The organism is Burkholderia sp. JP2-270, assembly GCF_003233675.1.
Lineage (GTDB): Bacteria > Pseudomonadota > Gammaproteobacteria > Burkholderiales > Burkholderiaceae > Burkholderia > Burkholderia pyrrocinia_C.
Map to the genome: position 1 here is coordinate 903,894 of NZ_CP029826.1, position 15,263 is coordinate 919,156.

The 15,263-nt window shown below is 67.4% G+C and carries 16 protein-coding genes and 1 pseudogene; 14 read left to right on the forward strand and 3 right to left on the reverse strand.

What is annotated here, in order from left to right; all coding sequences use genetic code 11:
- Positions 1-25: 25 nt before the first annotated feature.
- Complete coding sequence (locus DM992_RS36835) at positions 26-1,588, reverse strand: DASS family sodium-coupled anion symporter (RefSeq protein WP_239511480.1); 1,563 nt, start codon at positions 1,586-1,588, stop codon at positions 26-28.
- A 156-nt stretch (positions 1,589-1,744) separates the two neighbouring features.
- On the opposite strand from DM992_RS36835, the gene DM992_RS36840 reads away from it, so the two are divergent.
- The 4 genes from DM992_RS36840 (at position 1,745) to DM992_RS36855 (ending at position 5,768) form a co-directional block, all read left to right on the forward strand.
- Positions 1,745-2,485, forward strand: coding sequence for a GntR family transcriptional regulator (locus tag DM992_RS36840; RefSeq protein WP_111021100.1), 741 nt, complete (start codon positions 1,745-1,747; stop codon positions 2,483-2,485).
- A 175-nt stretch (positions 2,486-2,660) separates the two neighbouring features.
- On the forward strand, positions 2,661-4,094 hold the full coding sequence (gene pyk, locus DM992_RS36845) for a pyruvate kinase (RefSeq protein ID WP_111021102.1): 1,434 nt from the start codon (positions 2,661-2,663) through the stop codon (positions 4,092-4,094).
- 1 nt (position 4,095) lies between these two features.
- A complete protein-coding gene (locus DM992_RS36850; protein ID WP_111021104.1) occupies positions 4,096-4,836 on the forward strand; it encodes a TSUP family transporter in 741 nt (246 codons plus the stop codon).
- A gap of 14 nt (positions 4,837-4,850) precedes the next feature.
- Positions 4,851-5,768 carry an AEC family transporter gene (locus DM992_RS36855; RefSeq protein ID WP_111021106.1) on the forward strand — a complete coding sequence of 306 codons (918 nt, stop codon included), beginning with the start codon at positions 4,851-4,853 and terminating at the stop codon, positions 5,766-5,768.
- Here DM992_RS36855 and DM992_RS36860 read toward each other — a convergent pair.
- Positions 5,731-6,063 (reverse strand): helix-turn-helix domain-containing protein, encoded by a 333-nt coding sequence (locus DM992_RS36860; protein ID WP_239511481.1) that lies wholly within the window; start codon positions 6,061-6,063, stop codon positions 5,731-5,733. The genes DM992_RS36855 and DM992_RS36860 overlap by 38 nt on opposite strands.
- Positions 6,064-6,223: 160 nt before the next feature.
- Positions 6,224-6,661: pseudogene (locus DM992_RS36865) on the reverse strand (LLM class flavin-dependent oxidoreductase); the annotation flags it as partial.
- A gap of 43 nt (positions 6,662-6,704) precedes the next feature.
- On the opposite strand from DM992_RS36865, the gene DM992_RS36870 reads away from it, so the two are divergent.
- The 10 genes from DM992_RS36870 to DM992_RS36915 all read left to right on the forward strand — a co-directional run bounded on the left by DM992_RS36870 (position 6,705) and on the right by DM992_RS36915 (position 15,040).
- A complete protein-coding gene (locus DM992_RS36870) occupies positions 6,705-7,427 on the forward strand; it encodes an LLM class flavin-dependent oxidoreductase (RefSeq protein WP_239511537.1) in 723 nt (240 codons plus the stop codon).
- 202 nt (positions 7,428-7,629) lie between these two features.
- On the forward strand, positions 7,630-7,824 hold the full coding sequence (locus DM992_RS36875) for a type II toxin-antitoxin system VapB family antitoxin (protein ID WP_111021107.1): 195 nt from the start codon (positions 7,630-7,632) through the stop codon (positions 7,822-7,824).
- Positions 7,821-8,225, forward strand: a complete 405-nt coding sequence (locus DM992_RS36880; protein ID WP_111021108.1) for a PIN domain nuclease — start codon at positions 7,821-7,823, stop codon at positions 8,223-8,225. The genes DM992_RS36875 and DM992_RS36880 overlap by 4 nt, the downstream gene beginning before the upstream one ends.
- A gap of 164 nt (positions 8,226-8,389) precedes the next feature.
- Positions 8,390-9,193, forward strand: a complete 804-nt coding sequence (locus DM992_RS36890) for a transporter substrate-binding domain-containing protein (RefSeq protein WP_111021110.1) — start codon at positions 8,390-8,392, stop codon at positions 9,191-9,193.
- A 4-nt stretch (positions 9,194-9,197) separates the two neighbouring features.
- Positions 9,198-9,932, forward strand: a complete 735-nt coding sequence (locus DM992_RS36895; RefSeq protein ID WP_111021112.1) for an ABC transporter permease subunit — start codon at positions 9,198-9,200, stop codon at positions 9,930-9,932.
- A complete protein-coding gene (locus tag DM992_RS36900) occupies positions 9,929-10,696 on the forward strand; it encodes an ABC transporter permease subunit (protein WP_111021114.1) in 768 nt (255 codons plus the stop codon). The genes DM992_RS36895 and DM992_RS36900 overlap by 4 nt, the downstream gene beginning before the upstream one ends.
- A 27-nt stretch (positions 10,697-10,723) precedes the next feature.
- Entirely contained in the window at positions 10,724-12,106 is a 1,383-nt protein-coding gene (locus tag DM992_RS36905; RefSeq protein WP_111021634.1) for an LLM class flavin-dependent oxidoreductase, read from the forward strand.
- Between the two features lie 154 nt (positions 12,107-12,260).
- Positions 12,261-12,461: a hypothetical protein gene (locus tag DM992_RS42060; RefSeq protein ID WP_162631826.1), complete on the forward strand. Its 201-nt coding sequence runs from the start codon at positions 12,261-12,263 to the stop codon at positions 12,459-12,461.
- On the forward strand, positions 12,458-13,966 hold the full coding sequence (locus tag DM992_RS36910; RefSeq protein ID WP_111021635.1) for a sugar ABC transporter ATP-binding protein: 1,509 nt from the start codon (positions 12,458-12,460) through the stop codon (positions 13,964-13,966). Before DM992_RS42060 ends, DM992_RS36910 begins: the two co-directional genes overlap by 4 nt.
- A gap of 15 nt (positions 13,967-13,981) precedes the next feature.
- On the forward strand, positions 13,982-15,040 hold the full coding sequence (locus tag DM992_RS36915) for an ABC transporter permease (protein WP_111021116.1): 1,059 nt from the start codon (positions 13,982-13,984) through the stop codon (positions 15,038-15,040).
- Positions 15,041-15,263: the final 223 nt, after the last annotated feature.

Sequence of the window (15,263 nt, forward strand, 5' to 3'; positions counted from 1 at the left end):
AGATGTCGACAGAAAGTGGCGCGCTTCAATGCGCGAACGGCCAGGGCGCGCTCGCGTCCCAGACCGGGACACCCATGTACGCGTACCACGGCGCGATCACGCAGAGGCCATAGACGATCGCGATCAGCACCGACACCGCGCCGACCTTCGCGTAGTCGGCCGTCGAGAATGCGCCGCTGCTGTATGCGATGACGCCGGCGGTGATCTGCGTCGGCAGCAGGTACGCGAAGCTGTCGGTGTCGCTGACGAGCATCGTGAACGCAACCGGATGCAGCCCGAGGCGCGGTGCCAGCGCGAGTGCTATCGGCGCGATCATCGTGACGGCCGCGACGTTGGACAACATGCCGATGCGGATCACGTGCGTGCCGAGCATCACGATCGCGATCGTGAGCCACCAGCCGTGCCCGCGCGCGGCGACATAGATATGATCGGCGGCCCAGCTTGCGAGGCCCGAGGCGCTGATCGCCGCCGACATCGACAGCGCACCGGCCAGCAGGAACAGCGTGCCCCAGATCGTCCGCTGTTCGACCTCGGCCCAGCCGAAGCGCAGCACGCCGGGTGCGAACAGCAGCGCGAGCGCGATCAGCGCGACGATCTCGGAGGGCAGGTGATGGACAGGTTCGGTCGCCCACAATACGGCGACGGCCGAAAACAATGCGAGCACGGTCCAGTCGTTGCGTGTCGCAGGCGCCTGTGCGCGGCGCATCGCCGCGATCGCGCCGCGGCCACCGGGAATCGCGACGGCGCGCGAACGGAAATAGAACTGCACCCAGCCCTGCGTGATCGCGAACATCCCGAGGTACGGCCACTGCAGCTTCAGCCACGTGAGATACGAGATCCGGATGCCGAGCTGTTTCTCGAGTAGCCCGGACACGACCATGTTCGGCAGGTGAGCCGTCAGGATGCACATGCCGCTGATCATCGCGCCGTACACGAGCGTCTGGATCACGATCGCCTTTCTGGCGGCGCGCTCGCGCGGCGATTCGCCGAACAGCCGGACGATGCCGTTCGTGACGGGCAGCAGCGTGGCCGCGCGCGCGTTCGCGGCGGGCACGACGAGCGCCATCACGCAGTTCACCGCGAACATTGCCCAGATCACGCCGTTGGCGGTGCGCACCTTCAGGCGGTCGAGCAGCAGCAGCGCGATGCGCCGGTCGAGCCCGCACGCCTGCATGATCGCGGAGAACAGGAACGCAGCGAGGCACAGGAACACGACGGGCGCGGCGAAGCCGCTGGCCGCCTTCGGAAACGACGGGCTCGCATGCGACAGCACGAGCAGCATCGGCAGCAGGATGCCGCTCACGCCGACCGGGATCGCATCGGTAATCCACACGATCGCGACCCACGCGACGACGGCGAGCGTCGCGGTGCCTTCCGCGGACAGATGCGCGGGCGCGGGCAGCCACCACGCGATCGCGAAGAATGCCAGCCACGCGGCGGCGAAGCCGATCCGTGCCCGCCGTTGCGTAGCGCGTCCGTGCGCGGTCGCGTGCGGATCGGTCGGCGCTTGTGCCGCTGGTTCGGCCGGTGGCGGCCAGCCTGCACGCGTGCCTTCGAGCGGCGTCGTGCCGATTGCGTTGTCGGTCACTGGTATGCTCCCCGTGCGTCAGGCCCTGCAGTGGCGGACCGGATGTCTGTGTAGATGTCATAATACGTATTAATACAAGTTGGGTGATCCAATTGCTTTTCATATCGATATCGGGAATCGCGCATAGCGCGGGCCGGGCACGGAAGGGAAAAACCGATGACGTTGGTACGTGACGATGCGACGTCGCTCTACGAGCAGATCGCGGCGACGCTGCGCGATGAGATCGAGCAGGGCATCTACGAGCCGACCGGCAAACTGCCGTCCGAGGCGCAACTGAGCGAGCGCTTCTCGGTGAGCCGCGTGACCGTCAGGCTCGCGCTCGATCGCCTGACCGAAGCTCGCATCGTCGAACGCAAGCAGGGCAAAGGGACCTTCACCGCGAAGCAGCGGCTGCGGCATCGGCTCGACGTGCTGCGGGGTTTCCACGACTCGATCGCTGGGCAGGGCGCGCAGGCGCGGATGGAATTACTGCGCATGGAAGCGTGCGACGTACCGCCGGGCTTGCGGCAGGCGTTCGCCGCCGACGTCACGCGCTGTATCTATCTCGAACGCCGGCACTGGGTCGACGACGAACCTGTCGCGCTCGCGCAGACCTGCCTGCTGCCCGATGCACGTACCTTCACCTTCGAGCAGGCCGAGAGCATGTCGACCTACGAGGTGCTGGAGAGCTTGCTCGGCTGGCGCATCGCGGATGCCGATATGTCGGTGACGGCCGTGGCCGCGCCGGACGATATCGCCGCCCGCCTAAAGACCGGAAAACAAGCGCCGCTGCTCGTATTGCGGCGGACGTCGCGTCTGGCCGACGGCCGTACGTGTGAATCCACGGTGTTTCATATTCGGCCCGAGCGCTTTGATCTGGTGGTCCGAAGCGGTGTCGAAGCACGGTTTGTAGGTTGAAGCGCGCTTTAAGTCACGGATTGCGGCGATGGCCTTGCGCGCAGTCAGTCGATCGGACAACGCGCCCGCGCATTTTCTAAATCACCTTCCGATCTAGGTTTCCAATTTTTTATTCTTTCTCGTAATTTCATGGCCCTGTCATATTTCTGTGCACCGAATTCATCGGACCAGAAAAATGTCAAAGACCACCATCATCGCGACGATCGGGCCGGCGTCGAATACCGCTGAAACGCTTCTTGCGTTGTACCGTTCGGGCATGACCGTCGCGCGCCTCAACGGCTCGCACGGTTCGCTCGACTGGCATCGGACCACCATCGATCTGATCCGGCGGACCTTGCCCGATCTCCCGATCCTGCTGGATATTCCCGGGCGAAAGATCCGCACCGTGCAACTGCGCACGGAGCCGTCGTTCCTGACCGGCGGCCGGCTCGTGCTGACCACTGATCTGTCGCACGACGGCAGCAGCAAGGTGCCGGTCAACTACGACCGGTTTCATCTGCAATTGCGCGCCGGGGTGCGCATCTATGCGGACGACGGCACGCTGTCGTTCGTGGTCGAGGCGGTGCGCGGGCAGGACGTCCACGTCGTCGCGGAGACAACTGGCACGTTGAAGAGCCGCAAGGGCATCAACGTGCCCGAGGTCGATCTCGGGCAGGAACTCGTCACGTCCCGCGATCGGGAAATGGTCGCGTTCGCGAAGCACGCGGGCGTCGACTTCGTCGGGATCAGCTTCGTCGAATCGGCGGCACACGTGGCGGCGATTCGGGAATTGATCGATGCGCCGTCGCCACGCATCGTCGCGAAGGTCGAGAATCAGGGCGGTCTGGATCATCTCGACGAAATCGCCGGGGCGACGGACGTCATCATGATCGATCGCGGCGATCTGTCGGTGGAGACCAGCATCGATCATGTATCGCTGTACCAGAAGCGGATCATCGCGGCCGCGCGGCAGCGGGGCAGGCCGGTCATCGTTGCGACCGAGCTGCTGCACAGCATGATCGAGAGCCCGTTGCCGACCAAGGCCGAGATCGGCGACGTCACGAATGCGGTGATCGACGGCGCATCGGCCGTCATGCTGTCCGGCGAGACCGCCGTCGGCAAGTTTCCGGTGGAAGCGGTGGCTCGGCTGCGCAGCATCGTCACGCTCGCCGAAGCCCATCGGCATGCGACGCTGCCGGCGGCAGGCGGGTTTGCCGAAGCGCCGAACGACCTGCGCGCCGCGACGCTCGCGCTGACGCGCACGCTGCCGATTTCGAAGGTCGTCGTGTTGTCGCGCACCGGCTACGCGGCTCGGCTCGTGTCGATGGCCCAGGTGCGGCAGCCTGTCATCGCGGTCGGCAGGGATGCGGCGCTCGCGCGCAGCTGGAACCTGCTGCCGGGCACTACGGCGGTGTTCCTGCCGGATCTCGATCTGGATGCGGAAGGCGCCGGCACCGCCGCGCTGAAGGCACTGTGGGAGGGCGGCCGGCTTCAGGCCGACGACGTGGTGCTCGTGGTGCTGGCCGCCAGCGACGACGCACAAGCGTCGTTGAGTTCGCTGCAAACCGTCCGGGTCGGCCAGCTTGCCGCGCAACTCGCATGGTCCGTAGAAAGCGGCGTGGAGGCCTGACATGCACGATCCGCATCTGTTGGCCGGCATCGTCGCGCTGCTTGCGATCGTGCAGTCCGTATTCGGCATGGGCATCCTCGTGTTCGGCACGCCGACGCTGCTGCTGATGGGATACGACTTCACGTCGGTGCTCGGCCTGCTGCTGCCCGCTTCCGTATCGATCTCGGCGGTTCAGGCGTGGTCCGCGCGACAGCGTCCGGTGCCGGCTTCCGAACGGCTCACGATGGCAATCTGCGCGATCGCGGTGCTCGTATCGCTGGCCGTGCTGGTGCGGTTGAATCTGAAGGCCCGGGCCGACTTGCTGATCGGAGTCGCGATGCTGAGCGCTGCCGCGGTACGGTATTCGTCGCGGCTGCAGGCCGGGCTGCGCAAATTCGTTCACGCGCGCAGCCGGCTGTATGCCGGTTCGATGGGCATCGTGCACGGGCTCACCAACATGGGTGGCGCGTTGCTCGCCGTCTACGCGGCCAGCCGATACGACGACAAGCATGCGATGCGCGCCGCGATCTCGCGCTACTACCTGCTGTTCGGTGCGATCCAGCTCGGGACGCTGGCGCTGCTGCGTCCGGGGGCGCTCGGCGTCCGGGGCGCCGTGATGGCACCGGTCGCGGTCGCGATCTACTTCGCGGTCGGCAACGTGCTGTTCGCGCGAGCCCGTGCGCCGCTGTACGAACGCGCAATGACCGCATTCATCGGCGTCTATGGCGCGGTCGTGCTCGCGAAGACGCTGGTCTTCGCGTGACGGGAGCGCAATCGATGCAGAATGTCCTGACCGCGCTGGTTCCGATCTTCGTGCTGATCCTGGCGGGATTCGTGCTGCGGCAGCGCCGCCTGCTGCCGGACGAATTCTGGCTGCCATGCGAAACGCTGAACTACTACTACATGTTTCCCGCGCTGATGTTCAGCCAGGTCGCGAAAGCCAATCTGACGCAGTTTCCGGTGCGGCCGATCGCGGTCGCGATCCTCGGCGCGGTGGCCGCGAGCGCGGCGCTGCTGTATGCGTGGCGCGCGTGGAGCCGGCAGCCGGGGGCGGTGTTTTCGTCCGTGATTCAGGGCGCGTTGCGGCCCAATACGTATGTGGGCGTCGCCGCGGCCGCGGCGTTGTACGGCAGCGTCGGTCTCACGCTCACGTCGATCAGCATCGCGGTCGCGATTCCGCTGCTGAACGTCGCGTCGATCATTATCCTGATGCAGCACGGCCGTGGCGGCGCGCCGTCGGCGCGGCAGATCGGCGGCGCGCTGCTGAGGAACCCGGTCATCATGTCGGTCGTGCTCGGCGCCGCGTTCAACCTCGGCGGGCTGGGTTTGCCGGGCGTGGTGGCGAGCGTGCTGTCGATTCTCGGCGCCGCGTCGCTCCCGCTCGGACTGCTCGCGGTGGGAGCGGGCCTCGACGTGAAGGCCGCGAAGGCGGCGCGCGGCCCCGTGTTCCAGTCGTCGGTGATCAAGTTGCTGCTCGTGCCGCTGCTGACCTTCTGGATCGGTTTCAGCCTCGGCATCCGGGGCCCGGCACTGACGACGATCGTGCTGTTCAATTCACTGCCGTGCACACCGTCCGCGTACATCATGGCGAAGCTGCTCGGCGGCGATCATCGCCTGTCCGCAGGCATCATTACGGTGCAGACGGCGCTTGCGGCCGTCACGATGCCGCTGGTGCTGCTCGTGTTCCACGGTTGAACCGGTTCGCGCACGCGTCGACGTGGCGAAATGCAAAAGGCCGGCCAGGTTGCACTGACCGGTCTTTTGCATTTCCGGCGGGCGCATCGACGGCGAATGGCGAACCGCCGATCTGAATTGATGCGGGCCACGGGAAGCCGTGTGACGTTGCGGCATATCCGACGCGGGGCGGCACGGTCGCATACGCGGTGCGCGAAACCAGGCAGTCCCGCTCGAGCCGGCGCAGCGCTTGCGACAGCACGCGCTGCGAAATATCACCGATCTCGCGCTTCAGCTTCAGGGTAGAGAAGCGCAACTTGCCCGGTCTCCGAGCGTGAACGGTACCAGCATGCTCCAGCGATCACCGATGTGTTCGAATACCTCCCGGATCGGGCAGCACTCGGCCCGGTCGACTGTCGATTTCTGCATGCTCATGATTCGGTTGCCTGCGTGATGCCGACCGGACCGTCCGTCGCTCACGCCGCGCGCGCGTGCCGGTTCGGCGGATACGGCAGCCCGAGATGCTCGCGCAGCGTCGCGCCTTCGTAGTCGCGCCGGTACACGCCGCGCTCCTGGAGGATCGGCACGACCTTCGCCGCGAACTCGGCGAACGCGGCGGGCGTGCCGCCGCGTACGATGAAGCCGTCGGTCGCGCGTGCGTCGACCCACGCCTGCAACCCGTCGGCGACCTGCTCGGCCGTACCGGCGAACGCGGGGCGCGGCGTGGCTGCTTCGAGTGCGACCTCGCGCAGCGTGAGGCCGCGTTCGGCCGCGTCGCGCTTGATCGTGTCGGTGGTGCTGCGGAACTGGTTGCCGCCGAGATCGCCGAGGTCCGGGAACGGCGCGTCGAGCGCGTATTGCGAAAAGTCGTGGTGATCGAAGTAGCGGCCGAGATAGTCGAGCGCATTGTCGATCAATTATCGCGGCGCGCACTTTCAGGTGCAGGGGCCGTTGAACGTGCCGCCGTCGCCGCAACGGCGCCCCGTGCAGTTTCAGGCGGGGCAGTCGGCGAGCGGCGTGACGCTCGGGGCGCGGTACGCGGAAGTCGTCTATACGTCGCAGCCGACGCTCGACGACGCGCGCGCGTTCGTCGCCGAACTGCGCCGGCAGGCTGCCGCGTTCGGCCGGGCAGACCGGCTGCCGTTGGTGATGAACTCGTTTCACTCGGTGATCGGGGAATCCGACGCCGACGTCGCGCGGCGGCTGCGCGACAAGCACGAACGCATCGATTACGAGCAGGGCCGGCTGAAACTTGCCGACATGCTCGGCGGCAACGTCGACCTGCGCGACTTGCCGCTCGACCAGCCGCTGCCGGGATCGCTGCTGCCGGCGATCGACAGCGTGCACCGCCGGCGTGGCCGCGTCGCGATCTTCGTCGGCTACGCGCGGCAACGCCTGACCTTGCGCGAACTGATCATCCGCGCGCAGGAGACCGGCCACTGGTTCGCCGCCGGCACGCCCGAGCAACTCACCGATGCGATCGAGGCGCGCTATCGGGCGGGGCTCGTCGACGTGCTGTCGCTGCACGGGCTCGGCCAGCCGGACCAGGAGGATCTGCTGCTGAACGGCTTGCTGCCCGAGTTGCGCCGGCGCGATCTGCTCGATACCGATTATGTCGGCGAGGATTTTCGCGCGAACCTGGAGCTGCCGATGGCGCGGCGCGAGAGTGCGGCGGCGTGAGCCGGTGACGGGCGGACGGCAGCCGCTCTCCAGGCTGCGCCGAAGGAAGAGGCCCGACGAGGAAAGCGCGAAACGCGAACGGCTCGTGGCTGATCCGCCGACGGAATGCGGGATCGGAAACGAACCGGAGACCGAATTCCGAATACGTGGGATCCTGTGATGTGTGCAATATCGTCAATCTATACGCATTGCGAGATATGCCATGCGTACCAACATTGAAATCGACGACAACTTGATGGCCGATGCACTCGCCGCGATCGGCGTCAAAACCAAGCGGGAAGCCGTCGAGCTTGGTCTGAAGACGATCATCAGGCTCAAACAGCAAGAGCAGATTCGCCAGTTTCGCGGAAAACTCCACTGGGAAGGTGATCTCGACGCGATGAGGACTGGTCGATGACGCTCGTGGATTCGAGCGTCTGGATTGACTATTTTCGTGGCAAGGTTTCGCCGGAAACCGACAAGCTTGACGCTTTGCTGGGCAATGAGGCCCTATTGTCTGGCGACCTGATCGTGGCAGAAGTGTTGCAAGGTTTCTCGGCTGAATCCGAATTCAATCTGGCGCGCCAACTGCTGACGACGCGCTTGAATGTCGTGTCGTTGGTCGGCACCGACAACGCCGTTCAGGCCGCACGAAATTACCGTGACTTGAGAGCGCGAGACGTGACGATCCGCAAGACCGTCGACACGCTGATCGCGACTTACGGTATCGAGAACGGCGTTTCGCTGCTGTACAGCGATCGAGACTTTGATCCGTTCGTCCAATATCTGGGTCTTCGATCGACCCTTCCGGGCGACTGATCGACGCACCGCGCGGCTGTTCTCGTCACCCCGATTCGCATATCGCCCGATCAGATATCCATCGCAAAAATAACCATTTGGTACACGCTTCGGCAGGCATTACAGTCATGCCTCCTGCCGGTTGCGACGCCGGTGATTCCGACGTTATTTCAGAAGTCAGCCAAATGAATCGTTTGATGCGTTCCAGGGTCCGCGGCGCTGCCGTCGCGCTGTTCGTGCTCGGCGCGGCGTGCGCCGCCCACGCGGCGCAACCGACGCTGCGCGTCGGCATCGACGCCGAGTCGTATCCGCCGTTCTTCTCGAAGGACGCGACCGGCAAATGGAAAGGCTGGGAAATCGATCTGCTCGAGGCCGCGTGCGGCAAGCTGAACGTGCGCTGCGAACTCGCCGACATTGCGTGGGACGGCCTGATTCCGGCGCTGCAGAATCGCAGGATCGACGTGATCTGGTCGTCGATGACGATTACCGGCGAACGGCAGAAGGCCGTCGACTTCAGTCGTGCCTACTACGAATCGCCGACGGTATTCGTCGGCGCAAAAAGCGATCGGCGCCGCGTCGATTGCGCGGTGCCCGCGAGCTTCAAGGGGCGCGTGATCGGCGTCGAGGCGGGCACCAACTTCTCGGCCTTCCTCGATGCGCGCTTCAAGCAGGACGCGCAGATCAAGGCCTTCGACAAGTTCGACAACGCGCTCGCCGATCTGGTCTCCGGCCGGGTCGATTACGTGCAGGAAGCGAAGGGCCTGTTCACGGCGTTCCTGTCATCTCGCGACGGCAAGGATTTCGAGGTCAAGGCCACCTGCGCGGACAACCCGGTGCTGGGTCTCGGCATCGGCGCGGGCGTGCGGCGCGGCGATGCGCTGCGCGACCGGCTGTCGGGCGCGATCGCGCAACTGCAGCAGGACGGCACGTGGGATGCGATTACCGCGCGCTATCCGAACCTGAAAGGCACGATCGAGAAGGGCCGTTGAACCGATGGCCGCAGACGATTCGCTGCTGGCGCTGCTCGCATTCGGCGACGGCGGTTACGGCCGCATCTTCGCGAGCGCGTTCGCGCTGACGCTTGGCGTCGCGGCCGCGTCGTTCGGCGCCGGCACGCTGCTCGGCATCGCTGGCGCGCTCGGCAAGCTGTCGCGGCACGCGCCGCTCGCATGGCTCATCCGGCTCTACACGACGCTGGTGCGCGCGCTGCCCGAGCTGTTGTGCCTGCTGCTCGCGTTCTATGCGCTCGCGCCCGCCGTCGAGGCCGCGCTGCGCCGCGGCGGCCTGGCGCCTGACGGCTTCGCGTTCCCGCCGTTCCTCGTCGCCGCACTGTCGCTCGGCTTCATCCAGGGCGCCTATCTCACCGACATCTTCCGCGCGGCGCTCGTCAACGTGCCGGTCGGCCAGATCGAAGCCGCGCACGCGTACGGGATGACGCCGTGGCAGACGTTGCTGCGCATCCGGCTGCCGGCCGCGGCGCGGCTTGCGCTGCCCGGCGTCGGCAACGTATGGCTGAACGCGACCAAGGATGCGTCGTTCATCAGCGTGCTCGGATCGTTTACGGATCTGCTGAAGGCGAGCCAGCTCGCCGCCGGCGCGACCCGGCACTACGTGTTCTTCTATCTGGTCACGGCGGCGCTGTTCCTGCTGCTGAGCATCACGTCGACGGGGCTCTTCGTCGCGCTCGAGCGGTACGCGGGCCGTGGCATGCCGAGCGCGAGCACATGATCTTCTCGATGCCGTTCCTGCTCGATACGGTGATGCCGAAGCTGCTCGCCGCGGTGCCGACGACGCTCGCGCTGATGCTGTTGTCCGGCATCGCCAGCGTGCTGCTCGGCATGCCGCTTGCGCTGGCCGCCGGCGCACGCCGGGCGCCGCTTCGCTGGTCCGCGCGCGGCTGGATCATGCTGATTCGCGGCACACCGCTGCTGGTGCAGCTTTATCTGCTGTACTACGGATTCGGCCAGATCGTGCCGCGCGAATGGATGCGCGACAGCTGGGCGTCGCCTCTGTTGCGCGACGCGTTCTGGTATGCCGTCGTTGCGTTGAGCGTGAACGAGGGCGCGTATGTCGCGACGATCCTGCGCGGCGCGATCGCCGGCGTGCCGGCCGGCGAGATCGAGGCCGGCTATGCGTACGGAATGACGCGCGCCGGTGTGCTGCGCCGCATCGTCGGTCCGCGCGCATGGCGGCTCGCGCTGCCTGCTCTCACCGGCGAAGCGATCCTGCTGCTGAAATCGACCGTCCTCGCGTCGACCATCACCGTGTTCGACGTGATGGGCACGGCCAACACGCTGCGCTTCGAGACGTTGCGCGTATACGAACCGCTGGCCGGCGCTGCGCTCGTCTATGTCGTGCTGGTCGCACTGCTGACGATTCCTGCCGCCCGTCTCGAAAGACGCCTCAACCGCTACCTGACGCGCGAGCCCGACGATCGCGCACCCGCGCACGCAAGTAACGCGTCGTCGGGCGTGTGGGCGGCACCCAACTGATTCCCCTGTTCCGCATTGAGCATGACGATGTCCGATCCTCGCCCCCTGCTGTTTTCCCTCTATGAACAAGCCAGCGTCGGCTGCGGCGGCGCGCCGAGCCTCTGGACCCATCCCGCCGACGAACGGCTGCGCGCCAATACGCTCGCGTACTGGTCGGACCTCGCGCGCAAGGCCGAGCAGGCCGATCTCGACATGCTGTTCTTCGCGGACGTGCTCGGCCTGTACGACGTGTACGGCGGGTCGGCCGACGCCGCACTGCAGTGGGCGGTGGAGTCGCCGGCCAACGATCCGATGATGCTGATCCCGGCGCTCGTCGCGCAGACCGAGCGGCTGGCGTTCGGCGTGACCGCGAGCACGACCTACGAGCATCCGTTCGCGCTCGCGCGCCGCTTCAGCACGCTCGATCACCTGAGCAACGGCCGGATCGGCTGGAACATCGTGACGTCCTACCTGACGAGCGCGGCGCGCAATTTCGGGCTAGACCGGATGATCGGCCACGACGAACGCTACGCGCGCGCGGAGGAGTTTCTCGACGTCGTGTACAAGCTGTGGGAAGGCAGCTGGGCGGACGACGCGGTCGTTGCCGACAAGCACGCGCTGCGCTATGCGCGTGGCGACCGCGTGCGGCCGATCGCACACGAAGGCGCGCACTATCGCGTGCATGGCCCGCACGTGTGCGCGCCGTCGCCGCAGCGCTCGCCCGTGCTGATTCAGGCGGGCTGGTCCGGGCGCGGACGGGAATTCGCGGCGAAGCACGCCGAGGTGGTGTTCGTCGCGAAGTCGAATCCGCACGAGATCCGCGCAGGTCTCGACGAAATTCGCCGGCTTGCAGTCGAAAATGGCCGTGCGGCGGACGACGTGAAGGCGCTCACCGTGCTGCGGATCGTGACGGCGCGCTCGTCGAGCGACGCGAAGGAGAAATACCATGCGCTGCAGCAGCACTATCACCTGCAGGCACAGCTCGTCAGCTACGCGGGCGACACCGGCATCGACATCGATCGTTATGCGGACGACGAGCCGCTGACGACGCAGACGGAAGGGCTGACGTCCTACGTGGTGCGACCGGACGGCAGCGGCAAGCCGCTGACGGCCGGCGACGTGCGGCGCAAGTTCGCGAACGTCACGCGCGGCACCGACCTGATCCTCGTCGGTTCGCCGGACGAAGTCGCGGACCGGCTTGCCGAGCATGCGCAGCAGTCGACGACGAGCGGCTACATGCTCAATCCGCTGATCAGCCCCGGCACGCTCGACGATTTCGCCGAACTGATCGTGCCGGAATTGAAGAAGCGCGGCCTGTACCGGATGCAGCCGCCGAGCGGGACGTTCCGCTCGCGCCTGGGCGGCGGCGATCGCCTGCCGGACAGTGCGTATGGTGCGTCGTTCCGGCAGTCCGCAGCGGCTGGGCGCTGACGGTCGGACGGATATCGATTCCCCAAAACATTGGTAGGGCCGCGCGATGCCGGGCGGTAGAGTCGACTATTCGGTCGCGGACCGGCCGCATCGGGAGCAACGGGCGCAGCATGCGGCCGTCCCGGCGGAACGACGAACCTGGGAGTTGCCTGACATGAGCCGCGACGTGCTGTTTTCGACGGAAGCAGGTTGTGCCCGCTCGAAGCATGCCGGTGAACATTTCGTATCCGCCTGCGGGAGGGCGATCGAAGCGCCGTTCGCGAGCGATGCCGAACGCGGTTTCGAATGCGAACGGCCGGCCGGACGGCGGCGCGGCTTTCCGAAGTGGCACGGGCGCCGGCGGGCACGACCATGAGCGCAGGCTCCGCAAATCGACCGCGCCGCTCGCTGGCGCCGCCCGTCCTGAGCGCCGCCGGCATCGCGAAACGATTCGACGCGACCGTCGCGCTGGCGGCGCTCGACCTGTCGATCGGAGCCGGTGAAGTCGTCGCGCTGATGGGCGCGAACGGCGCCGGCAAATCGACTTTCGTGAAGATTCTGAGCGGTGTGATCCGGCCCGACGGCGGCACGTTGACGCTGCACGGCGCACCCTATTGGCCGGCTTCGCCGCACGCGGCGAAGCGGCTCGGGGTCGCCACCGTGCACCAGTCGGTCGCCGACGCCGTCGTGCCGACGCTGTCGATCGCCGACAACCTGTTGCTCGACCGGCTGTGCGATCCGGCCTCGCCGTGGCGAGCGCCGCCGGCCGCGCGGCGCGCCGCGGCGCGGCCGCTCGCCGCGCGCGTCGGGCTCGACGCCGATCTGTCGGCGCCGCTCGCGTCGCTGTCGCTGGCCGATCAGCAGCGCGTAACGCTGGCGCGCGCGCTCGCCGGGCAGCCCGGCCTGCTGATCCTCGACGAGCCTACCGCGAGCCTGTCCGCGACGGAAGCGGAGCGGCTCTTCGGGCTGCTGGACGCGTTGCGCGACGACGGCGTCGCGATCCTGCTGGTATCGCACCGGCTCGGCGACTTGCGCCGCATCGCCGATCGCGTGGCGATCGTCCGCGACGGCCGGATCGTCGCCGATCTGGCCGCGCCGGTCGACTTCGATGCCGCGGTGGAAACGATGATCGGACGGCCGTTGCCGAATGCGCGCGCGGCGGACGCGGGCCGCGCCGCGTCGTCGCCCGAAGCGGGCCTCAGCCTGCGGAACCTGCGGCTGTCGCCGGCCAGCGTGCCGTTCGATCTCGACGTCCGGCGCGGCGAGATCGTCGCGATCGCGGGCCCGGTCGGCGGCGGCAAGTCGCGCCTTGCCAATGCGATCTTCGGCGCCGTGCGCGCGGCCGCCGGCGAGATGACGCTCGACGGCCGGCCGTGGCGGCCGCGCTCGCCGGCCGATGCCATTCGCGCCGGCGTGTTCCTGGCCGGCGAGGACCGCTGGCGCACGTCGCTGTTTCCCGACAGCGTGCCGTTCGCGTCGATCGCCGGCACGATCAGCTTTCCGTTCCTGTCGCGCTGGTTTGCGGGCGGCGCGCTGCGGCCGGCCCGCGAACGCGCTGCCGCCGCGGCCGCGATCGCCGCGTTCGGGATTCGCTGCACGGGCCCGGACGACCGGCTAGTGCGCCTGTCCGGCGGCAACCAGCAGAAAGTCGTGCTCGCGCGCTGGCACGCGGAACGCGCGCGGCTGTTGCTGCTCGACGAACCGTTCCAGGGCATCGATGCCGGCGCGCGCGCCGATATCGTCGATACGCTGCGGCGCCACGCGCACGAGCGCGCGACGCTCGTGTTCGTCAGCGATCTCGAAGAAGCGGCCGAAATCGCCGATCGCATCGTGCGGTTCGATCGCGCCACGCTCGACTATCCGCTTCCGTCTTCCTCCTGAATGACTGCGCCTCCGATGAAACCCGTTTCCACTTCCGTCGTGCCCGATGCATTGCCTGGCGAACGGGCTGGCCGTCCCGCGCCGGCCCGCATTCGCGCTGCGCTCGAACGCACGGGCATCCTGCTCGTGCTGGCTGTTCTCGTCGTCGTGTTCGCGTTCCGGGAGCCCGCGTTCCTGAACCTCGACAACCTGTTCAGCATCCTTCAGGCGGTGTCGATCGTTGCGCTGCTCGGCATCGGCGTGACGATCACGCTCGCGGCCGGCGGCTTCGACCTGTCGGTGGGCAGCGTGGCCGCGTCTGCGCAAATGGCCGCCAGCTACGTGCTGGTCGTCTGGCACGGCGGCACGCTCGCGGCGGTGGCCGCCTGCGTCGTGCTCGGCGTGGCCGCCGGATTGTTCAACGGCCTGCTGATTACGCGGCTGCGCGTGCCCGACCAGCTCGCGACGCTCGGCACGCTGTTCCTGCTGGCGGGCCTGCAGCTGATCCCGACCGGCGGCCGGTCGCTCGCGACCGGTTCGGTGCTGCCCGACGGCACCGACGCGACGGGCGTGTTCCCCGCCGCGTTTCTCGCGCTCGGGCGCCTGCGCCTGTTCGACGTCGTGCCGTTGCCGGTGCTGCTGCTCGCGGCGGTGACGGTGCTGGCCTGCGTCGCGATGGAGGCGACGCGCTGGGGCCGCGTGATTTACGCGATCGGCGGCAACGAAACGGCCGCGCGGCTCGCCGGCGCGCCGGCCGCGCGCTATCGGGTCGCCGCGTATGTCGTGTCGGGCGCGATCGCGTCGCTGGGCGGCGTGCTGATCGCCGCACGGGTCGGACGCGGCGACGCGAGCGCCGGGCACTCGCTGCTGCTCGACGCGGTGGCCGCCGCGCTGGTGGGCTACGCCGTGTGGGGGGCCAAGCGGCCGAACGTGTTCGGCACGGTCGTGGGCGCGGTGTTCGTCGGCGTGCTGCTCAACGGGCTGACGATGCTGAACGCGCCGTACTACATGCAGGATTTCATCAAGGGCGTGTTGCTGGTGCTTGCGCTGGCGTTCACGTTCGGCATCGGCCGCCGTGCGGACGCGCGTGCGTGACGGGGTGGGGCGCGCGGCGCCGCGTCAAGCGGCGCCGCGCGCCGTGTCGCGGCGTCTGCAGTCAACCCGGGGGCGCTGCCCAACCGTCGATTCCTGCGACGGTTATCACGCGCGCGCTCGATTGCTTATTCCCGGATCGAAGCACTGCCGCCGCAACCGATTTGACTTCCGAAGGAATATCCATTGCCGAATCGCTCGGTTTGAGCGCGCGTGTCGCGCTGAT